At 67.2% G+C, this 19357-nt stretch carries 20 protein-coding genes; 13 read left to right on the top strand and 7 right to left on the bottom strand.

Annotated features, from left to right (window positions below):
- Window positions 1–64: 64 nt before the first annotated feature.
- The 5 genes from RT551_RS14355 to RT551_RS14335 all read right to left on the bottom strand — a co-directional run bounded on the left by RT551_RS14355 (window position 65) and on the right by RT551_RS14335 (window position 3405).
- Window positions 65–289 carry a type II toxin-antitoxin system PrlF family antitoxin gene (locus RT551_RS14355; protein WP_311192940.1) on the bottom strand — a complete coding sequence of 75 codons (225 nt, stop codon included), beginning with the start codon at window positions 287–289 and terminating at the stop codon, window positions 65–67.
- 16 nt (window positions 290–305) lie between these two features.
- A complete protein-coding gene (locus RT551_RS14350; RefSeq protein ID WP_313459891.1) occupies window positions 306–1004 on the bottom strand; it encodes a ComF family protein in 699 nt (232 codons plus the stop codon).
- An 89-nt stretch (window positions 1005–1093) separates the two neighbouring features.
- Window positions 1094–1501, bottom strand: a complete 408-nt coding sequence (locus RT551_RS14345; RefSeq protein ID WP_313459889.1) for a hypothetical protein — start codon at window positions 1499–1501, stop codon at window positions 1094–1096.
- 168 nt (window positions 1502–1669) lie between these two features.
- Window positions 1670–2941: a HipA domain-containing protein gene (locus tag RT551_RS14340; protein ID WP_313459886.1), complete on the bottom strand. Its 1272-nt coding sequence runs from the start codon at window positions 2939–2941 to the stop codon at window positions 1670–1672.
- Window positions 2941–3405, bottom strand: a complete 465-nt coding sequence (locus tag RT551_RS14335) for a helix-turn-helix transcriptional regulator (RefSeq protein WP_313459884.1) — start codon at window positions 3403–3405, stop codon at window positions 2941–2943. The genes RT551_RS14340 and RT551_RS14335 overlap by 1 nt, the downstream gene beginning before the upstream one ends.
- A 244-nt stretch (window positions 3406–3649) precedes the next feature.
- On the opposite strand from RT551_RS14335, the gene bioB reads away from it, so the two are divergent.
- The 5 genes from bioB to bioC all read left to right on the top strand — a co-directional run bounded on the left by bioB (window position 3650) and on the right by bioC (window position 8531).
- Window positions 3650–4699 carry a biotin synthase BioB gene (gene bioB / locus RT551_RS14330; protein WP_313459882.1) on the top strand — a complete coding sequence of 350 codons (1050 nt, stop codon included), beginning with the start codon at window positions 3650–3652 and terminating at the stop codon, window positions 4697–4699.
- Window positions 4700–4777: 78 nt separating this feature from the next.
- The gene (gene bioF / locus RT551_RS14325; RefSeq protein WP_313459880.1) at window positions 4778–5989 is read left to right on the top strand and encodes an 8-amino-7-oxononanoate synthase; all 1212 of its coding nucleotides are present in this window, start codon (window positions 4778–4780) and stop codon (window positions 5987–5989) included.
- A gap of 16 nt (window positions 5990–6005) precedes the next feature.
- Window positions 6006–6791: a pimeloyl-ACP methyl ester esterase BioH gene (bioH, locus tag RT551_RS14320; protein WP_313459879.1), complete on the top strand. Its 786-nt coding sequence runs from the start codon at window positions 6006–6008 to the stop codon at window positions 6789–6791.
- A gap of 7 nt (window positions 6792–6798) precedes the next feature.
- Window positions 6799–7581 (top strand): SDR family oxidoreductase, encoded by a 783-nt coding sequence (locus RT551_RS14315; RefSeq protein ID WP_313459877.1) that lies wholly within the window; start codon window positions 6799–6801, stop codon window positions 7579–7581.
- Window positions 7582–7649: 68 nt separating this feature from the next.
- Window positions 7650–8531 (top strand): malonyl-ACP O-methyltransferase BioC, encoded by an 882-nt coding sequence (bioC, locus tag RT551_RS14310; protein WP_313459875.1) that lies wholly within the window; start codon window positions 7650–7652, stop codon window positions 8529–8531.
- A 35-nt stretch (window positions 8532–8566) separates the two neighbouring features.
- Here the strand turns inward: bioC and RT551_RS14305 are convergent, their stop codons facing one another.
- Together RT551_RS14305 and RT551_RS14300 are read right to left on the bottom strand one after the other, a co-directional pair.
- Window positions 8567–9184: a YdcF family protein gene (locus RT551_RS14305; RefSeq protein WP_313459874.1), complete on the bottom strand. Its 618-nt coding sequence runs from the start codon at window positions 9182–9184 to the stop codon at window positions 8567–8569.
- On the bottom strand, window positions 9169–10128 hold the full coding sequence (locus RT551_RS14300) for a pyridoxal-phosphate dependent enzyme (protein ID WP_313459872.1): 960 nt from the start codon (window positions 10126–10128) through the stop codon (window positions 9169–9171). Before RT551_RS14300 ends, RT551_RS14305 begins: the two co-directional genes overlap by 16 nt.
- 146 nt (window positions 10129–10274) lie before the next feature.
- Here RT551_RS14300 and RT551_RS14295 point away from each other — a divergent pair, with 146 nt between their 5' ends.
- The 8 genes from RT551_RS14295 to RT551_RS14260 form a co-directional block, all read left to right on the top strand.
- Complete coding sequence (locus RT551_RS14295) at window positions 10275–10784, top strand: hypothetical protein (protein WP_313459870.1); 510 nt, start codon at window positions 10275–10277, stop codon at window positions 10782–10784.
- A gap of 514 nt (window positions 10785–11298) precedes the next feature.
- Window positions 11299–13188, top strand: coding sequence for a tRNA uridine-5-carboxymethylaminomethyl(34) synthesis enzyme MnmG (gene mnmG, locus RT551_RS14290; RefSeq protein WP_313459867.1), 1890 nt, complete (start codon window positions 11299–11301; stop codon window positions 13186–13188).
- Between the two features lie 118 nt (window positions 13189–13306).
- Complete coding sequence (locus tag RT551_RS14285) at window positions 13307–14128, top strand: nucleotidyltransferase domain-containing protein (RefSeq protein WP_313459864.1); 822 nt, start codon at window positions 13307–13309, stop codon at window positions 14126–14128.
- Window positions 14129–14229: 101 nt separating this feature from the next.
- Window positions 14230–14763, top strand: a complete 534-nt coding sequence (locus tag RT551_RS14280) for a gamma carbonic anhydrase family protein (protein ID WP_313459862.1) — start codon at window positions 14230–14232, stop codon at window positions 14761–14763.
- Between the two features lie 347 nt (window positions 14764–15110).
- The gene (locus tag RT551_RS14275; RefSeq protein ID WP_313459859.1) at window positions 15111–15800 is read left to right on the top strand and encodes an RDD family protein; all 690 of its coding nucleotides are present in this window, start codon (window positions 15111–15113) and stop codon (window positions 15798–15800) included.
- Complete coding sequence (locus RT551_RS14270; RefSeq protein WP_311192953.1) at window positions 15797–16789, top strand: stage II sporulation protein M; 993 nt, start codon at window positions 15797–15799, stop codon at window positions 16787–16789. Before RT551_RS14275 ends, RT551_RS14270 begins: the two co-directional genes overlap by 4 nt.
- On the top strand, window positions 16779–18413 hold the full coding sequence (locus tag RT551_RS14265) for a DUF4129 domain-containing protein (RefSeq protein WP_313459857.1): 1635 nt from the start codon (window positions 16779–16781) through the stop codon (window positions 18411–18413). The genes RT551_RS14270 and RT551_RS14265 overlap by 11 nt, the downstream gene beginning before the upstream one ends.
- Window positions 18410–19357, top strand: a 948-nt coding sequence (locus tag RT551_RS14260) for a DUF4350 domain-containing protein (RefSeq protein WP_313459856.1), incomplete at its 3' end; no start/stop codon positions are given. The genes RT551_RS14265 and RT551_RS14260, both read left to right, overlap by 4 nt.

The raw sequence follows: 19357 nt of genomic DNA, 5'->3' as shown, positions 1-19357 counted from the left end.
GCCTGGGTCAGCGCAATCCGCTTTTCAGTTCATTACGTCAACGTGCAAGTTGCGTCGCGGCCGATCAATCATCGTCTGGATTCAACGGCGCATCGAGGTCAATGTCCACACCGGCTACCAGCTTCTGGAGCGACGCCACCCGCTTTGGATCTGCGCGGGTGACATTGCAGCCTGATTTCATGTCCGCTTCGAGGAAGGCCAGGAACGACGCCAACGCCGGATCATCGTGCTGCTCACCTTTGGTCAGTCGCACTTGGCCGTTCGCCGGAACTTCGTGGATTCGATGCATGGACTCTCCTGACGTTTCATGGTGTTCTGGCACAGACCCACAGCGTAGCGCGGCGCAGGCCATGACTGTGTAGCGCATGTACCGCCGCCTGCAGCGTCGCACCGGTGGTCATGACGTCATCGACCAGGGTCAGCGATCTGGGCGGCGCGGAGCGCACTGCGAACGCATCTCGCATGTTCTGCTGACGTGCGTGGGCATCCAGCGTCGACTGCGCGGCCGTCGCCCGCTGACGCACCAGGCCCTGCCAGAGCGGCAGGCACATTTCCCTGGCCAGCGGTCGCGTCAGTTCCAGCGCCTGATCGTAACCACGCCTGCGCAGGCGCTTACGGTGCAACGGCATCGGCAACAGCGGCACGGTAAGAAACGCCGGCACCCGCTGCAGCATCAGCTGTGACAGCAGGCGACCTGCTGCGAGGTCCTTGTGGAACTTGAATCGCAGGATCAGTTGGTCAACCGGCGGGGCATAGACGAAGGTGGCTGCGGCAGCCGCCTGCAGGGGGGGATCGATCAAGCACGCGCCGCAGCAGACAGCGGGTTCGTTCTCCGGCAACGGCAGCGCGCACACGGGGCAGGCATGATCATTCCACGGCAGCGCAGCGTGGCAGGCGCGGCACAGGTCCAGCCCATCCGCACCGGGCTCGGAGCAGACCAGGCAATGCAGCGGCAGGGCCTGCAGCGCAAGCCAGGAAAGAGCACGGGTCAGTGCATGAAACACAGCGTAGGTCCAGGCAAAGAGCGAGATCCAGCGTGCCCGCTCCCTCTCCACGCCGGCATCAGCCGATGCCGGTTCCGCGCGTCATCCGACTACGGATGCTGACCGGTGATTTCCGCGTACATCTGCTGCGTGTCCTGCAGGTCTTCCAGCCCGTTCACCTGCATCGCCTTGCCGAATGGCCCGCGAATGGTGGCCACGGTCAGCACCCGGTCGCCCACGGTGAAGGCAATGCGCTTGCCCACGCGTGCTTCGGTCGCCGCCAGCATGCGTGCACCGGCCTCTTCGGTCAGTTCCAGGTTCAGCACCGGCGCGCCGGTGTATGCATCCGTGTCCAGCGCCACGCTGCGCACATCCGCGGTCACCAGGAAGGGCGGCTCCAGCAGGGCGAGCGGCTGCCCTTCCGCATCGGTCAGGCGGGTGGATGTCGGCAGGCCCTGCTCGTCCACCTCGCGCATCAGCAGCCTGGCCTGCGGCAACGGTGCATGCCCTGATGCCATATCCGCACCGTGCACACCTCCTCCAGATGCGGTACACGCGGCAAGGGAGCCACAAAGGATCAAGGCGGCGACAAATCTGCGCATGGAGGCTTCCATTTCCTTCTCCGAATCGGATCTGAGGACATTCGCGGTGTTCTTCGCCACCATGGCAGGCGAACGAGATCAACGTCAACGCTGCGGGTCTATCACGGCCCTCATGCGATCAATTTCATCCCGTCGAGCACCCTGTATGCGCGCAACCGCTTCCCATTCGCTTACCGCCCTGCGGACCTCCAAGGCGATTTCATCGGCGCGCTCTGTAGACAGCTGGTAGTAGGCCGCCGTCTGGAGCACATGTGCGGTGGTTGGTGACGGATCCCCTGCATCGAGGGCAAGTACATGCGCGTCGCTTGCGGTGTTGGGATTGATGTCATACGCGGGAGACAGCGACCAGCCCGATGCAGTGCGGATGAACCCGTGGTTACGCAGGTGATCATCTCGATTTGCCATCAGCACGTTGAACAGTACGCGCCGGAACAGCTGCTCAAGCTCCTGGGTGATGTGCCCCTGGGTGCCCATGCTCTCGATTAGATGAGCAAGGTCCAGGTAACTGTGATCCTCGCTCTGCTCGGCGGCCAGCAACGTATGCGCGGAAGCAAAGTGGCAGCGATCCCCCGCACTTCGATCAAACCGTTTCACCGCGAAGGTGTGCCCACGCGACGAAAGATCAAGCAGCGACGCCTCCGGCATGTCCACGCCTGCGCGAAGCGCGATAGTGTGGGTGATGTACTCCCATAGGCCAACGTCATGGGTATCCTCCCGCCCAGGAAACTTCGCCAGCCACAAGGTTCCGTCTGTGTCCTGATAGCTCGCCTTGGGGCGTGCGCCCCCCAGTGACGCGCCCGGTGCAACCAGTTGCATCAGCCAGTGCGCTTCCTCGTCCTGGCTCAGCGCCACGCCTGCGTCCACCTTTGCCGCCACACTCTCAAGCTTGCGCAGCTCGGCGATCGGGGGGGCCGAAGGAAACCCATCAGCCAGCCAGGTATCGCAGTCTGGATCCCTGAATCGCAAGGCTCCCATGCGTGAGAAATCGTCGACACCGAGCAGATAGTCCCAAGCCCGCAGCCCCTTGACGCTTCTGCCTTCCACGCGTGCCCGGGTGGCTTCCCGTCTATCCATCAGCACGCGGCCCCAGCGATCCGGTGAGCTGTCCTGGAAGGCCGCTGTGACGTTGCTGGTGTCACGCCGTGCATACTGCCAGCCTTCGACAAGCGGCAACTCATGGTCAAGCGCGAAGGGCGCGATCCCCATTGCGCCGCTCAGCCACAGGTCGGTATAGGCGAAGGCAACGACGTCGCCGCTGCGGCTGGGGCGTTTGCTGATCCAACCCAGTTGCACGGGCTCGCACAGTGCCGGTGCATCCAACCATACTTCCCGATCAAGCTGTGCTGTCGCTGCCATCAGCGTGCACCACGTGATCTGGGCGTGGGGACAGGGCCGCCACCCATCGGCGGTGGCTTCTGGGAAGCCCTCAACGCGTAGCGATCAGGTGGAGGCTCAGCCACCGAATGTGGCTGTGTTGCGTGCTGGGAAATACTCCCAGCGCTCTGGGAGCGGGCAGCGGGGCGGGACGACGGACGCTTCAACTGACTGGCGGCCAGCTGCGTCCCTACCGGGTCGGTCGCAGCGATCTGGTCGATGTCGTGGTCGAGTCCCAATGCGGACAGCACACGGAGCACCGTTGAGAGGCTGGTTGCCGGGTCTCCAGACTCCAGCTTGCCAATCGTCGTGCGATCCACGCCGACCCGCTCAGCCAGATGGGACTGGGTCATGCCTCGCGCCAGTCGTGCCGTGCGCAACCGCTGCCCCAGGGCTTCGATACGCCGAGCATGAAAGGGTCTTGTGGGAGGTGTGCGCTTGGCCATGTTGGATTTACCCATCATTTCCGGCGGGAGTGTTGTTTTTATCTTACATCAACATCCCGGGGGGCTGAATCGCATCTTGTGTTGGATTAAAGCAACACACGCCTCAGTAATGATGCTTTTATCCAACAAACATTAGCGCCAGGACGACCACGCAATGTAAACCAAAGTAAAAGCGCAAAGGTTGACAGGGGTTCGCCCCACTCCCCAAACTGCCGCCCTTTCACCCGCAACCGGCAGGCCGCCCATGTCCACCGCCCTCCGCCACGACTGGCAGCCGCAGGAACTGCTGCAGCTGTTCGACCTGCCGTTCCCGGAGCTGCTGTTCCGTGCCGCAGCGGTGCACCGCGAGCACTTCGACCCGGCCCATGTGCAGGTGTCCACGCTGCTGTCAGTCAAGACCGGCGGCTGCCCGGAGGACTGCGCGTACTGCCCACAGGCGCAGCGCTATGACACCGGAGTGGCAGCGCAGAAGCTGATGGCGACCGAGGAGGTGGTCGCCCGCGCACGCCAGGCCAAGGCCGCCGGTGCCTCGCGGTTCTGCATGGGCGCGGCGTGGCGGTCGCCCAAGGACCGTGACATCCCGAAGGTGGCGGCGATGATCCGCGAGGTGAAAGCGCTGGGCCTGGAAACCTGCGCCACCCTGGGCATGCTCGACCGCTCCCAGGCCGATGCGCTGCGTGCGGCCGGGCTGGACTACTACAACCACAATCTGGACACCGCGCCGGATTACTACGACTCCATCATCCACACCCGCCAGTACCAGGATCGCCTGGACACGCTCGAGCATGTGCGCGATGCGGGCCTGAAGACCTGCTGCGGCGGCATCGTAGGCATGGGCGAGAACCGCCAGCACCGCGCCGGTCTGCTGATGGCGCTGGCTAATCTGCCCAGCCATCCCGATTCGGTGCCGATCAACCGGCTGGTGCAGGTCGCCGGCACGCCGCTGCATGGCAGTGCGGAACTGGACCCGTTCGAGTTCGTGCGCATGATCGCGGTGGCGCGCATCGTGATGCCGCGCTCCATGGTCCGTCTGTCGGCCGGCCGCGAGGCGATGAGCGACGAGCTGCAGGCGCTGTGCTTCCTGGCCGGGGCCAATTCCATCTTCTACGGTGAAAAGCTGCTCACCACCGGCAACCCGGACACCGCCCGCGACCAGGCCCTGTTCGAGCGCCTGGGCCTGCAGCCGATGCCGGTAAAGGTGGATGCGCCAGAACACGACCACCCCGGCACCGTGCATGCCGACATCACCCAGCCCGCCGGCAGCTGCAGCGGCCGCTGCGGACAGGCGGCCTGAGCTTCCGACCGGGGGTGCGGCGCCCGAGCCGCCAACCGGGTACGCTAGCTGCCCTCCCCGACCATGCTTATGACGACCATGGCCCGCCCTGACCTGCAGGAACGACTTCAGTCCCAGCGCAAGCTTCGCCAGGCGCAGGGCCGCATCCGTGTGCGCCGCACCGTGACCCGCCGCGATGGCGTGCGTCTGGAAGTGGACGGGCAGTGGCTGACCGGCTTCTGCAGCAACGACTACCTGGGCCTGTCCCAGCAGTTTGGCGTGGTCAGCGCGCTGCAGGATGCCGCTGCGCGCGAAGGTGCCGGGGCCACGGCTTCGCACCTGATCTGCGGCCACCACGCGCTGCACGAGGCGCTGGAACAGGAAATGGCCGACTGGCTGGGCTACCCGCGTGCGCTGCTGTTCGGCAGCGGCTTCGCCGCCAACCTGGCGGTGCAGCAGGCCCTGCTCAGCGAGGAAGACGACGTCTGCGTGCAGGACCGTCTGAACCACGCCAGCCTGCTCGATGCCACCCGGCTGGCGGGCTGCCGCCTGCGCCGCTACCCGCACCTGGACAGCGAAGGCGCGCTGCGCCAGCTGAAGCATGCGCCGGAAGGCGCGGCGATGCTGGTCACCGATGGTGTATTCAGCATGGACGGCGATATCGCCCCGCTGCGTTCGCTGTCGCTGGTGGCACGCATGCAGGAAGCGCTGCTGTACGTGGACGATGCGCATGGCATCGGCGTAGTCGGCGAGCATGGCCGCGGCTGCGTGGCTGACGCCGGCCTGGGCGTGACCGACGTACCGCTGCAGCTGGCCACGCTGGGCAAGGCGTTGGGTAGCAGCGGCGCGGTGGTGCTGGGCGATGAAGCGATGATCCAGCATCTGGCCGAGACGGCTCGCCCGTACATCTACACCACGGCGATTTCGCCGGCCCAGGCCGCCGCCTCGCTGGCGGCGGTGAAGCTGGCCCGCCGCGACGACTGGCGGCGCGAGAAGCTGACCGAGCTGGTCGGCGTGTTCCGCGCCGGCGCACGCCAGCACGGCCTGGAACTGATGCCGTCGGACACCCCGATCCAGCCGCTGCTGTGCGGCTCGGAAGCCACCGTGGTGGCGTTGTCTGCCGCGCTGGAAGCGGCCGGTTTCCTGGTCAGCGCGATCCGTCCGCCGACCGTGCCGGAAGGCAAGGCGCGTCTGCGCGTGACGCTGTCGGCACTGCACACGCCGGTGCAGGTGCGGGCGCTGACCGATGCCATTGCCGACGCACGCGACAAGGTGCTGCGCCAGCAGTCGCTGGATGCGCTGAGCGCGTGATGCAGGCCGGCTGAGCATGCATATCGAGGTGGTAGGGCAAGGCCCGGCGCTGGTATTGATTCATGGCTGGGCACTGCATGGCGGGGTGTTCGCCCCGCTGGTGGAGCGCCTGCAGGACCAGTTCGAACTGCACCTGGTGGACCTGCCCGGCCACGGCCACAGCCGCGAAGACCCCACCGCCCTGCGCCTGCCGCAGGTGGTCAACGCCATTGCCGCCGCCACGCCACCCGCGGTGTGGTGCGGCTGGTCGCTGGGCGGGTTGTTCGCCCTGCACGGGGCCGCCGTGGTGCCGAAGGTGCGCGGACTGGTGATGATCGCCGCCACCCCGCGCTTCGTCCGGGGCGAGGACTGGCCGCACGCGGTCGAGCCGGCGGTCTTCGCGCAGTTCGGGCAGGACCTGGCCCAGGATTACCGGGGCACGCTGGAACGCTTCCTGGCGCTGGATGCGATGGGTTCCGAACATGCCCGGCAGGAACTGCGCACGCTCCGCGCGGCGCTGGTGGAGCGCGGCGAACCGGCTCCGCGGGCGCTGCAGGAGGGCCTGGCCCTGCTCAAGAACACCGACCTGCGCGGCGCGCTGCCGACGCTGGGCAAACCCAGTTTGTGGCTGGCTGGCCAGCGTGACCGGCTGGTCAGCGCGCGCGGCATGCAGGCGGCGGCAGAGCTGAACCCGGATGCGCGGGCGCAGGTGATTGCGCATGGGGGACACGCACCGTTCCTCGGGCACGCCGATATCGTGGCCGCTCAGCTGCGACAATTCGTTGTTGAGAGCAGTCGACTGTCGGTCGACTCTACCCGGTAGGAACACTATGGATCTCGGAATTGCTGGCCGCTGGGCCTTGGTGTGTGCGGCCAGCAAAGGGCTGGGCCTGGGTTGCGCGCGCGCACTGGTGCGCGAAGGCGTGAACGTGGTGATTGCCGCACGCGGCGAGGAAGCACTGGCCCGCGCTGCCGCCGAGCTGAGGGCATTGCCCGGTGCCGGCGAGGTCCGCACCGTGGTGGCCGATGTCACCACCGAGGCCGGCCGTGCGGCGGCGCTGGCCGCGTGCCCGCAGGTGGACATTCTGGTCAACAACGCGGGCGGCCCACCGGCCGGGGACTTCCGCCAGTTCGAACGGGCCGACTGGATTGCCGCGCTGGACGCCAACATGCTCAGCCCGATCGAGCTGATCCGGGCGACGGTGGACGGCATGATCGAGCGCGGCTTTGGCCGTATCGTCAACATCACCTCGTCCTCGGTCAAAGCCCCGATCGACATCCTGGGGCTGTCCAACGGTGCACGCTCCGGGCTGACCGGCTTCGTCGCCGGCCTGGCGCGGCGCACGGTGGCGCACAACGTGACCCTCAACAACCTGCTGCCGGGCCAGTTCGATACCGACCGCCTGCGCGGCAACTTCGCCTACGTCGCGCAGCAGCAGGGCGTGGACGCGGGACAGATCGCCGAGCGCAAGCGCACCCATATTCCGGCAGGCCGCTTTGGTAATGCCGATGAATTCGGTGCGGCCTGTGCGTTCCTGTGCAGTGCGCAGGCGGGCTACATCACCGGGCAGAACCTGCTGATCGACGGCGGGGCGTATCCAGGGACGTTCTGATTGTCGCCGCACGACCAACGGTCGTGCGCTACCGCTTCACCGGCACCTCCTTTCGTAGTGAGCTTTGTATGACGTCCAGCTTTGATCCCCATCACGTCCGTCGCGCGTTCTCGCGTGCTGCCCACAGCTACGATGCAGCCGCCGCGCTGCAGCGTGAGGTGGAGAAACGTCTGCTGGAGTCGCTGGACTATCTGGAAAGCCGGCAGCCACAGGTGGTGCTGGACGTGGGCAGCGGCACCGGCCACGCCAGCGCCGCGATGAAGAAACGGTGGCCTAAAGCGCAGGTGATCGCGCTGGACCTGGCCCCGCCGATGTTGGCCGAGGCCAAGAAGCAGGCAGGCTGGTGGAAGCCGTTCTCGCGCGTGTGCGCTGATGCGCAGGCGCTGCCGCTGGCCGACCAGAGCGTGGATGTGATTTTCAGCAACCTGTGCCTGCAGTGGGTGGAGGATCTGCCGGCGGTGTTCGCCGGTTTCCGCCGCGTGCTCAAGCCCGGTGGCCTGCTGGTGTGCTCGACCTTCGGTCCGGAAACGCTGATCGAGCTGCGCGATGCCTTTGCGGCGGCAGACAGCACCCCGCATGTCAGCCGCTTTGCGCCCATCGCGCAGTTCGGCGATGCGTTGATGATGTCCGGTTTCCGCGACCCGGTGCTGGACCGTGATCTGTTCACGCTGACCTATGCCGACATGGATGCGCTGATGCGCGAGCTACGCGCGATCGGGGCCACCAACGCACGCCAGGATCGCCGCCACACGCTGACCGGGCGCGGGCGCTTCGCCGCCGCGCGCGCCGCCTATGAGCCGCTGCGGCGCGAAGACGGCAAGCTGCCCAGCAGCTGGGAAGTGATCTACGCGCATGCGTGGGCCCCGGAACATGGTGCACCGATTCGCGAGCGTGGGCACGATGTGGCGAGTGTGCCGGTGTCGGCGATTCCGATCCGGCGCAAGACCTGATTGATCGAGCGCCATGCGTGTCCAGACGGTGCCGATCAGGCCCCGGTCGTCACCAGATCACGGTGGAAGAAATAGATTTCCTGCACCAGGAACTTCCAGCTGGTGTGGAAACTGCGGAAGCGCGTGCTCGGCGTTGAGGACGCCAATGCATCGATACCCAGCTCATGCGCCAGGCGCAGCGCGCGGGCCATGTGCAGTGGGTCGCTGACGATGATGACGCGGTGCAGACTGCGTTGCTCCATCAGCCGCCGTGCCTCGACCAGATTCTGCCGCGTGGTGCGCGACGCGGTCTCGATCAGGATCGCCTCATCCGGCACGCCTTGCTTGATCGCATAGCGACGCGCCACCTGCGATTCGGAGAAACGCGCAGCCGTGCCGCCGTAGCCACCGGTGAAGATCAGCAACGGTGCGTAGCCCTGGCGGTACAGGTCCAGTCCATGGCGGATGCGTTCTTCGAACACCGGCGAAGGCTTGGCGTCATACGCCGCCGCCCCCAGCACGATGATGGCGTCGGCCTTGGCCGCCTGGTCACGCTCACCGACCCATACGATCCATGCGGTCACACACAGCAACCAGGCCAGCACCGCGACCAGCAGCCGCCACAACCAGCCCCACAGGCCTACCCGGGCGCGCCGGGTCATGCACGCCCCCACGGCAGCGCGTCCAGATCCACATTGCCGCCGGACAGCACCACGCCTACCCGTTGGCCGGCGAAACGCGCCGGTTCGGCCAGGATGGCCGCGAGCGCAATCGCCGACGACGGCTCCACCACCTGCTTCAGCACCTGCCACAGCAGGCGCATCGCCTGCACGGTGGCCCCTTCGTCCACGGTGATGACCTCGGCCTGGCCGTGCAGCAGGGCGAAATTGGGAGCCCCCAAGGTGCCGCGCAGCCCGTCGCAGATCGTGTCCGGGGTGAAATCCAGCTGCAGCGAGCCCGCGGCCAGCGAGCGCGCGGTGTCGGCGGCCCCGGCCGGCTCGGCCAGGATCAACCGCGCCTGCGGTGCAGCGGCCTGGATCGCCAGCTGGGTACCGGCCGCGAGTCCACCACCGCCCACCGGCACCACCAGCAGGTCGAACGGCCCATGGCTGTGCAGCAGCTCCAGTGCGGCGGTGCCCTGCCCGGCCATGACCTGACGGTCGGCATAGGGGTGTACCAGGGTCGCGCCGGTGTCCGCCTGCACCTGCGCGCACATCGCTTCGCGGGCGGCGATGCTGGGCGCACAGCGCCACAAGGTGGCCCCGTGCCGCTCAATGTTGGCCAGCTTGGCCGCCACCGCGCCTTCGGGCACCACCACATGGCAGGCGATGCCACGGGTGCGCGCGGCCAGCGCCAGCGCCGCCCCGTGGTTGCCGGAGGAATGGGTGACGACCCCGCGCGCGGCCACCTCTTCGGGCAACGCCCAGACCGCATTGCAGGCCCCACGGAACTTGAACGCCCCGCCCCGTTGCAGGTGCTCGGCCTTGAACGCCAGCCGCGCGCCGGTCATCTGGTCCAACGCCTGCGACTGCAGGACCGGGGTGACATGAGCATGCGGAGCAATCCGCGCGGCGGCGGCGAGCAGATCATCCACGCGGGGCAGGAGTGAATCATTCATGACGCAAGATTAACGTAACGCCCCGCTGCGCACCGCCTGCGCGGGACGTGCGACGATGGCCTGCATTCATCCAGATCGGGCGGAGTTAAGGGCGTATTCAACGCCCCGGCCCGAAGCTGGGCCCAGAACCCTTGGGGGGACCCTTCATGAAAATGCGCCTGATGTTTGCCGGTGGCCTGTTGTTGGCCCTGTCCGGTTGCGCCACCTACGACTATGTCGGCGGTGGCGGCGGCGGTGGCAGCGGCTACTACCACGGTGCGCCGTCGGTGGAGTACCGCTACCCGTACGGCTATCCCTATGGCTACGGCAGCGGCTATTACGGTGGCGGCTACTACAACTACGGTGGCGGCTATTACAACCGCCCCCTCTACCGCCCGTACCCGAACTACCGCCCGCCGCACAATCACCGCCCGCCGCCGCGTCCGGGTGATGGCAACGGTCCGCCGCCGCCGCGCCCGCCGGATCGTCCGCGCCCGGGCTATAACGGTGGCTCGCCGTGGCGGAACATGGACTCGGTCGGTCGCCCCCCGCAGTCGCGTCCGGCTCCGGCTCCGCAGTCGCGCCCGGCCCCGCCGCCGCGTCCTGCGCAGTCGCGTCCCAGCGGTTCGCCCTGGCGGAATATGAATAAGTTGAACCAACGCACACAAGAGCGATGATTGCCGCTTGATTTTCACCCGCCCGCCAGTTCAATCTACGCAGGCAGTGACGGCCCCGGTCACAAAGTGACAAAAGCGACACGGGGCGTCACATCGAGCTCTACGTCGATATCCGACAGGAACATCTGGATCCCCCCTGTTCCGGCCCTGTCGGATGTCGGCACCTACAAAGCAGAAGGCCCCGCCAATGGCGGGGCCTTTTGTTTTGGTGCAGCTGGGGGAAGGGTCCGCCTTAAAAACGGGGCCGACAGTCCCCCGACTGTCGGCCCCTTCGCTTCCCCGGGATGCGCAAGAACCGGCCCCTGTTCCAATTCCGGTTCGTAGCGCTTTTCAGCGCCTGCCACCCTGGGTGCTATTGGGTTATCTGCACTTTGCGTGCCAACTTGAGGGTGGATTTCAGATTTTTTTATGAATGGGGCCCTGCAACCTCCCGACGCATTCGGCTGTAAAATCAACGCCCTCGCCCTGCTTCAGGGCTGACCTGCGGCCACCATCGGCCCCGTCCGAGCCTTACATGACCGATTCCTTCTACGACTACGACGTCATCGTCATCGGTGGCGGCCATGCCGGTACCGAAGCTGCGCTGGCCGCGGCCCGCACCGGCGTGCGCACGCTGCTGCTGACCCACAACGTGGAAACCATTGGCGCGATGAGCTGCAACCCGGCCATCGGTGGCATCGGCAAGGGCCACCTGGTCAAGGAGATCGACGCGCTGGGCGGGGCCATGGCCCACGCCGCCGACCGCGCCGGCATCCAGTGGCGCACGCTCAACGCCTCCAAGGGTCCGGCGGTGCGCGCCACCCGCTGCCAGGCCGACCGCAATCTGTACCGCATGGCGATCCGTGGCATCGTCGAGGCGCAGGCCAACCTGACCGTGTTCCAGGCGGCCGTGGATGACCTGATCATCGACGGCGACGCCGTGCGCGGCGTCATCACCCAGACCGGCCTGCAGTTCAATGCGCCGGCGGTGGTGCTGACCGCCGGCACCTTCCTGGCCGGCAAGATCCATGTCGGCCAGACCCATTACGCCGCCGGGCGCATGGGCGACCCGCCGGCGACCACGCTGGCAGCGCGTCTGCGCGAGCGCCCGTTTGCCATCGACCGGCTCAAGACCGGCACGCCGCCGCGCATTGACGGCCGCTCGCTGGACTACAGCGTGATGGACGAACAGCCCGGCGACGACCCGCGCCCGGTGATGTCGTTCCTGGGCGACGTGTCCGAGCACCCGGCGCAGGTGAGCTGCTGGATCACCCACACCAGCGAGCACACCCACGAGATCATCCGCAGCGCCCTGCACCGCAGCCCGTTGTACAGCGGTCAGATCGAAGGCATCGGCCCGCGCTACTGCCCGTCCATTGAAGACAAGGTGGTGCGCTTCGCCGAAAAGGCCAGCCACCAGATTTTTGTCGAGCCCGAGGGGCTGGACGTGGTGGAGATCTACCCCAACGGCATTTCAACCTCGCTGCCGTTCGACGTGCAGCTGGCGCTGGTGCGCAGCATCCGCGGTTTCGAGAACGCGCATATCACCCGGCCGGGCTATGCGATCGAGTACGACTTCTTCGACCCGCGTGGCCTGAACAACACGCTGGAAACCAAGGCCGTTTCGGGCCTGTTCTTCGCCGGCCAGATCAACGGCACCACCGGCTATGAAGAGGCCGCTGCACAGGGCCTGCTGGCCGGTCTGAATGCTGCGCGCCGGGTGCGCGATGAAGCCGGCTGGTGCCCGCGCCGCGACGAAGCCTACCTGGGCGTGCTGGTGGATGACCTGATCACCCACGGCACCACCGAGCCCTACCGCATGTTCACCAGCCGCGCCGAATACCGGCTGCAGCTGCGCGAGGACAACGCCGACGTGCGCCTGACCGGCATTGGCCGCGAACTCGGCGTGGTTGACGACCGCCGCTGGAACGCGTTCCAGGCCAAGCAGGACGCGGTGGCGAACGAGTCCGCCCGGCTGAAGGCGCTGTGGGCGACGCCGGGCAACGCACTGGGCCGCGAAGTGGAAGCCACGCTGGGCGTGGCGGTCAGCCGCGAAACCAACGTGCTGGACCTGATCAAACGCCCGGAGCTGGACTACGCCAAGCTGATGCAGGTGCCGTCATTGGGCCCGGGCGTGGAAGATGCCAAGGTGGCCGAGCAGGTGGAGATCGGCGTCAAGTACGCCGGTTATCTGGACCGCCAGCGCGAGGAAATCGAGCGCCAGCAGCGGCATGAGAACACCGTGATCGATGCGGCGTTCGACTATGCCAGCGTGCGTGGATTGTCGGCCGAAGTGCAGCAGAAGCTGGAGCGCGTGCGCCCGCAGACCATCGGCCAGGCGCAGCGCATTCCGGGCATGACCCCGGCGGCGATCTCCCTGCTGCTGGTGCATCTGGAGCGCGCGCGGCGAAGCCGCGTCGCCTGACGGTCGGTCGTCCCTACACGTCATCGTATTGCCGGTGATCCCGTAGAGCCACGCCCTGCGTGGCTGTCGCGCAACCGGACAGGTGCAGCCACGCAGAGCGTGGCTCTACAATCGGGGCATGGACATTCACCCGATCGCGCCGGAGAAGCGCGCGGCCGTACTGGCCGAACTTGACCGCATTGAACGCGACCACGACGTGCGCGTCCTCATGGCCTGCGAGTCGGGCAGTCGTGGCTGGGGCTTTTCCTCGCCCGACAGCGACTACGACGCGCGCTTCATCTACGTGCATCGCCAGCCTTGGTACCTGAGCGTCAATGAGGCGACCGGCCCCGGCCAGGCCCAGCGCGACGTGATCGAACTGCCGATCGACGACGAACTGGACGTCAGCGGCTGGGACCTGCGCAAGGCCCTGCGGCTGCTCAGCAAGTCAAATCCGACGCTGTCGGAATGGTTGCGCTCACCGATCGTGTACCGGCAGGACAATGCGGCGGTAGCCGCACTGCTGCAGGCCGTGGACCAGTTCCACTCGCCGCTGGGCAGCTGGTGGCATTACTACAACATGGCCAACAGCAACTTCCGTGGCTACCTGCGCGGCGACCGGGTGCGCACCAAGAAGTACCTGTACGTGTTGCGACCGCTGTTGGCCTGCCGCTGGATCGAGCAGGACCTGACGACGCCGCCACCGATGGCGTTCGAGGATCTGCTGGAGCGGCTGCTACCTCAAGGGCCGGTGCGTGAGGCCATCGATCAGCTACTGGTGGTGAAGCGTGCCAGTGCCGAGGTGGCCGATGGGCCGCGGGTGGAAGTGATCAGCGGTTTCATCGAGCGCGAACTGGAGGCGATGGCGGCTGGTGCGCCGGCGCTACCGGCCGGCAGCGGCTCGGCGGATGCCCTGGATGCACTGTTCCGGCGGATGCTGGCCGAGCACGCGGCGGCGTAGTGACGCGCCATGCGCGTCGTCGCGACCGCACCACCGACGTAGAGCCACGCCCTGCGTGGCTGCACGGGTATCATGCGGGTCTGCCTTTCCCGGAGCCCGTCATGTCCCCCCTGCGCCCCTTCCTCGACACCTTCCCCACCGTCGGCGAGCGCTGCTACGTGGACCCCGCCTGCACGATCATCGGTGACGTGGTGCTGGGCGAGGACGTCTCGGTATGGCCGGGCTGCGTCATCCGGGGTGATGTGAACCATGTGCGCATTGGCGCGCGCAGCAACATCCAGGACGGCACCATCATCCATGTCAGCCACCACAGCCCGTACAACAAGGCCGGCCACCCGACCCTGATCGGCGAAGGCGTCACCGTGGGCCATGGCACCATCATCCATGCCTGCACCATCGGCGATTACAGCCTGATCGGCATGGGCGCGTGCATTCTGGATGGGGCCACCGTGGCGAAGCATGCCTTCATCGGTGCCGGTGCGGTGGTCGGCCCGGGCAAGGTGGTGGGCGAAGGCGAGTTGTGGGTGGGCAACCCGGCGCGGCCGGCGCGGCGCTTGAGCGAGAAGGAGATCGAGTCCTTGCATTACTCGGCGGATCACTACGTGCGGTTGAAGGACAAATACCTGGGGATGTGACATGCCCGCGGCCGGGGCACGTCTTGCGATGTGACACGCGTGGGGCTGGAACACAACGGACCATGCGGCACGTTCGACGTAGAGCCGGGCTTGCCCGGCTGCCGTTGGCGGCGTCCCCGCGAAGAGCAGCCGGGCAAGCCCGGCTCTACAAGGCGTGACGCGCGCGGCCGGGCGGAGACCGGCATGACGCGCGCAGCCCGGCGGAGAATGGCATGGCGTGCCCAGCCGGTCGGAGACCGGCGCGACCCATGCTAAAGTCGGGCTCCGACCAGGAAGCTGTCGAGACCCCCCATGCCGTTGGCCGCCGTCCGGAGAGGATTCCGGCACCCCAACTCCAACAGGTGCGCATGAGCGCACGAATGCTGGACACCTACCGTGAAGTGATCACGCCCGAAGGCGTGCCGCTGCACCTGCCGGCAGCCGGTCCCATTCCGCGGGCGCTGGCCTGGGCCATCGACTTCGTGATCCGCGCCGCCGGCCTGCTGATGCTCAGCATTCCGCTGGCCTTCCTGGGCGAGTTCGGCCAGGGCATCTACGCCTGCCTGATGTTCCTCACCCTGTGGGCCTACACCATCGTGCAGGAAGCCGTGTGGGGCAGAACCCTGGGCAAGCGCGTGCTCGGCCTGCGCGTGGTCGCGCAGGACGGCGCACCGATCGGCTGGATGGCCTCGATCACCCGCAACCTGCTGCGTACCGTGGACATGCTCCCGTTCGGTTACGCACTGGGCCTGCTCTCCAGCCTGTTCGATCCGCATGGCCGTCGCCTCGGCGACCTGGTGGCCGGCACCGTGGTGGTGCACGACGTGGTGCAGCCGTTCGCGGCCCCGTTGGCCATCGACACCGTACTGGCTCAGCCGCAGCCGCTGCAGCCGGCCGAACAGGCCGCCGTGGTCGCCTTCGCCGAGCGTGCGCCGCGGCTGTCCGGTGCGCGCCAGCAGGAGCTGGCGGAGATTGCCGGCGAGCTCAGTGGCGGGCACGGCCAGGTCGGCGTGTTACGCCTTTACGCCATGGCCAACTGGCTGCTGGGGCGGCGATGAGACAGGAACAGTTCGTCGCCCGTTACCAGGAAGAATGGCAGGCGCTGGAGCGCTGGCTGGCGCTGCGTGGCAGTGCGGGGCCGCGTGCCCGGCGTACGCCCGACCCGGCACTGTTGAACGACGAAGACATTCCGCAGCGCTACCGGCGGCTGTGCCAGCAGCTGGCACTGGCCCGCAAGCGCGGCTACAGCCCGCAGCTGGTTGCACGCCTGCAGCAGCTGATGCAGCAGGGCCATGGCCTGCTCTACCGCACCCCGCCGGCACGCTGGCGACGGGCACTTGAATTCCTGCTGGCTGATTTCCCGCTGCTGGTGCGCAGCCAGGCGCGCAGCATGTGGGTGGCCACGGCGCTGTTCGTGCTGCCGCTGGTCGGCAGCTTCGCGCTGATTCAATGGCACCCGGACGTGATCCACATGCTGATGGATCCGGCCCAGGTTGGCGAAATGGAACGCATGTACGACCCCAGCGCGCCGCGCCTGGGTCGTGACAGCGGCACCGACTGGATGATGTTCGGCTACTACATCATGAACAACATCAGCATCGGCCTGCGCACCTTCGCCAGCGGCCTGCTGGCCGGTGTGGGCACGGTGCTGGTGCTGCTGTTCAACGGCCTCACCATCGGTGCAGTGGCCGGCCACCTGCAGCACATCGGCCACGGCGATCCGTTCTGGCGCTTCGTCTGCGGCCACGGTTCGTTCGAACTCACCGCCATTGTGATTGCCGGCGGTGCCGGCCTGCAGCTGGGCATGAAGCTGCTGGCCCCGGGCCGGCGTCGGCGCATCGATGCACTGGTGGAAGGCGGGGTGATCGGCGCGAAGCTGTGTCTGGGCGTGGCCTTCATGCTGCTGGTCGCGGCCTTCATCGAGGCGTTCTGGTCCTCCATTGCCGAAGTGCCCGCGTGGGGCAAGTACAGCGTGGCCGGCGTGTTGTGGACGCTGGTGTTCGTGTGGCTGTGGCGCGGTGGACGCGGGAGCGGCCATGCGCATTGACCAGCTCAACGTCAATCTGCGCGCCCGCTCGGAGTGGGAAGCGATGGAGCTGGGCACCGCGCTGGTGCGCCGGCATGCGCGCGCGATCTGGCTGCCGCTGCTGTACGTAGGCCTGCCGCTGTTTGCCGCGGTCAACGCGCTGGCCTGGTGGACCGACAGCTTCTTCCTGGCCTGGCTGCTGATGTGGTGGCTGAAGCCGGTGTCCGACCGGCTGGCGCTGTATGTGATCTCGCGCGGCGTGTTTGGCGATGAGCCGACGCCCTGGCAGACCCTGCGCGCACAGCGCCGCTGGGGCTGGCATGGTTTCTGGGGTTACCTGGGCTGGCGCCGCTTCAGCCCGTTCCGCTCGCTGCTGCTGCCGGTGAATCTGCTGGAAGGCAGCGACGCCACCCACCGCAGCCAGCGCCGTCGCGCCATTCTCAGCAGCGCTTTCAGCCACGCCACGTTGCTGACCACCGTGTGCATGGTGTTTGAACTGGTGATCGTGACCGGGCTGATCGCCTGCATCTTCATGTTCGTCCCGTTCGACCTGCTGTCCGATTCCTGGCGTGCCGCCTGGGCGATGGTCACCGAGCTGATGCCGCCGTGGGCCAAGCTCGGGGTGAACTTCTTCTTCTGGTTCGCGGCCACCCTGATCAGCCCATTCTATGCCGGCGCTGGTTTCGCGCTGTACCTCAACCGCCGCACCGAAATGGAAGCGTGGGACGTGGAGATCGCGTTCCGCCGGCTGCGTGATCGCCTGCAGCAGGCCGCCCCGTTGCTGGTGCTGGCACTGGTGCTGGTGTGGCCGCTGGGTGGACTGCACGCGCAGGAATCGACGGAACCGGAACGGGAGCAGGCGCAGCAATGTGCCGCGCCCGATTCGCACAGCGACGACGACGAGGCCTACGAGGACGAAGAAGAGGACGCGGACAGCGACGCGGTTCCCGCGGATGACCCGTCCAATACCGCCGAGGTCATCTTCGGTGGCCCCAAGCCCGACACCGCCGGCTTCCGCCAAGCCGTGCAGCGCGCCTACGAAGATCCGCTGATCACGCCCACGCGCGAGGTCACCACCTGGGAGCCGACCCAGGAGAAGGACAAGGAAAAGAAGGAAAAGGACAAGAAGGACAGCGACACCGAGCGGAACCGCAAGGCCCCGAAGCTGCCGGCGCAGATTGCCGAATGGCTGCTGTGGGGCGTGGTCGGTGTGTTGGTGATCCTTCTGCTGGCTACATCGCCGTGGTGGATCCGCTGGCTGCGTGGCGGCGGCGCGCGCCGTGCGCAGGCCGCCTCGGCGGTGCACGAGGAAGCGATCAGCATTCCCGATGTGGTGCCGCCGGATCCGGCCGCGCGTGCGCGCGACCTGTGGCAGCAGGGACGGCCACGCGCTGCGCTGTCGCTGCTGTACCGCGCCAGCGTGGACAGCATGAGCGAGCGCGCCGACGTCGTGCTGCCGCCCGGTGCCACCGAATCGCAGTGCCTGCGCGCGTCGCGTCGCATGCCCGAGGAAGCCGACCGCACGCTGTTCGCCCGCATCGTGCGGGTGTGGCAGTACGCCGCGTACGCCGGCCGTCTGCCCGAGGCCGACGAATTCGATGAACTGGCCACCACCCTGCAGCAGCAGTTCCGGTGGCGCGCATGAGCACGCGTCTTCGTTGGGCACTGATCACCCTGGCCCTGCTGGTGCTGGGCATTCCGCTGGCGATCCTGTTCCTGCGCAACCACGAACGCGTCACCCGCACCGAGCACCTGCCGCCGCAGGGCGAGGCCAGCTACAACCCGCTGTATGCGCTGGGCAAGGCGCTGCAGGCCGATGGCATCCAGGCGCAGTCGTTCCCGCGCGTGGACCTGGGCCGCATGGCGCTGCAACCCGGCGATACCGTGGTGCTGCTCAAGGACAGCGTTGATGTGCCGCCCAGTACCGCGCACGCCCTGCTGGACTGGGTGGACCGCGGTGGCCACCTGCTGCTGCGCACACCCCCGACCTTCAAGGACGATGAAGCGCCGCAAGGCACGCTGCTGGACACGCTGGGGGTATACAGCGAGTTCTACGAAAGCGCCTGCAAGGCATTCCACGTGGCCGACGATCCGGGACACAGCGAGTTCTGCCGCGGCCGGCGCTTCGAGCTGGATGAGGTGGACGGTGTACGCGTCGAGCGGCGCTGGGGGGACGACGATGGCCTGGTGTTTGCGCGCCTGCGCAAGGGTCAGGGCACGGTCGATGTGGTGTCGGACATGACCTTCATGGAAGGCACGCCGCGCCATTTCGATGCCGAGGACCCGAAGGGCAGCCTCGCCGACGGTCTGCACGATATCTCGCATCGCGACCTGACCCGTTACCTGCTGGCCCCGAACTACGGCAAGGGCACCATGTACCTGGTGTACGGCTCGCGGCCGCCCACGCTGTGGCACCGCATCTTCTACCAGGGCTGGCCGGTGTGGGTGCCGCTGCTGCTGGCCCTGCTGGGCTGGCTGTGGCAGCGCGCGCAGCGCATGGGCAGCGTGCTGCCGGCTCCGGCCGGCGACCGCCGTTCATTGCTGGAGCACGTGCGCGCCAGCGGCGAGCACCTGCTGCGGCATGGCAAG

This window comes from Stenotrophomonas sp. (assembly GCF_032103445.1).
Lineage (GTDB): Bacteria > Pseudomonadota > Gammaproteobacteria > Xanthomonadales > Xanthomonadaceae > Stenotrophomonas.
This window is presented reverse-complemented; position numbering and strand designations above follow the sequence as displayed.

Excerpts from the sequence above, each read along its gene's own strand:
- RT551_RS14355 (WP_311192940.1), bottom strand. The coding sequence starts at position 289 with ATGCATCGAATCCACGAAGTTCCGGCGAACGGCCAAGTGCGACTGACC.
- RT551_RS14315 (WP_313459877.1), top strand. The coding sequence starts at position 6,799 with ATGGATCTCGGAATTGCTGGCCGCTGGGCCTTGGTGTGTGCGGCCAGC.
- RT551_RS14280 (WP_313459862.1), top strand. The coding sequence starts at position 14,230 with ATGTCCCCCCTGCGCCCCTTCCTCGACACCTTCCCCACCGTCGGCGAG.
- bioC (WP_313459875.1), top strand. The coding sequence starts at position 7,650 with ATGACGTCCAGCTTTGATCCCCATCACGTCCGTCGCGCGTTCTCGCGT.
- bioF (WP_313459880.1), top strand. The coding sequence starts at position 4,778 with ATGGCCCGCCCTGACCTGCAGGAACGACTTCAGTCCCAGCGCAAGCTT.
- RT551_RS14265 (WP_313459857.1), top strand. The coding sequence starts at position 16,779 with ATGCGCATTGACCAGCTCAACGTCAATCTGCGCGCCCGCTCGGAGTGG.
- RT551_RS14285 (WP_313459864.1), top strand. The coding sequence starts at position 13,307 with ATGGACATTCACCCGATCGCGCCGGAGAAGCGCGCGGCCGTACTGGCC.
- RT551_RS14340 (WP_313459886.1), bottom strand. The coding sequence starts at position 2,941 with ATGGCAGCGACAGCACAGCTTGATCGGGAAGTATGGTTGGATGCACCG.
- RT551_RS14300 (WP_313459872.1), bottom strand. The coding sequence starts at position 10,128 with ATGAATGATTCACTCCTGCCCCGCGTGGATGATCTGCTCGCCGCCGCC.
- bioH (WP_313459879.1), top strand. The coding sequence starts at position 6,006 with ATGCATATCGAGGTGGTAGGGCAAGGCCCGGCGCTGGTATTGATTCAT.
- RT551_RS14335 (WP_313459884.1), bottom strand. The coding sequence starts at position 3,405 with ATGGCCAAGCGCACACCTCCCACAAGACCCTTTCATGCTCGGCGTATC.
- mnmG (WP_313459867.1), top strand. The coding sequence starts at position 11,299 with ATGACCGATTCCTTCTACGACTACGACGTCATCGTCATCGGTGGCGGC.
- RT551_RS14270 (WP_311192953.1), top strand. The coding sequence starts at position 15,797 with ATGAGACAGGAACAGTTCGTCGCCCGTTACCAGGAAGAATGGCAGGCG.
- RT551_RS14345 (WP_313459889.1), bottom strand. The coding sequence starts at position 1,501 with ATGGCATCAGGGCATGCACCGTTGCCGCAGGCCAGGCTGCTGATGCGC.
- RT551_RS14295 (WP_313459870.1), top strand. The coding sequence starts at position 10,275 with ATGAAAATGCGCCTGATGTTTGCCGGTGGCCTGTTGTTGGCCCTGTCC.
- bioB (WP_313459882.1), top strand. The coding sequence starts at position 3,650 with ATGTCCACCGCCCTCCGCCACGACTGGCAGCCGCAGGAACTGCTGCAG.
- RT551_RS14275 (WP_313459859.1), top strand. The coding sequence starts at position 15,111 with ATGAGCGCACGAATGCTGGACACCTACCGTGAAGTGATCACGCCCGAA.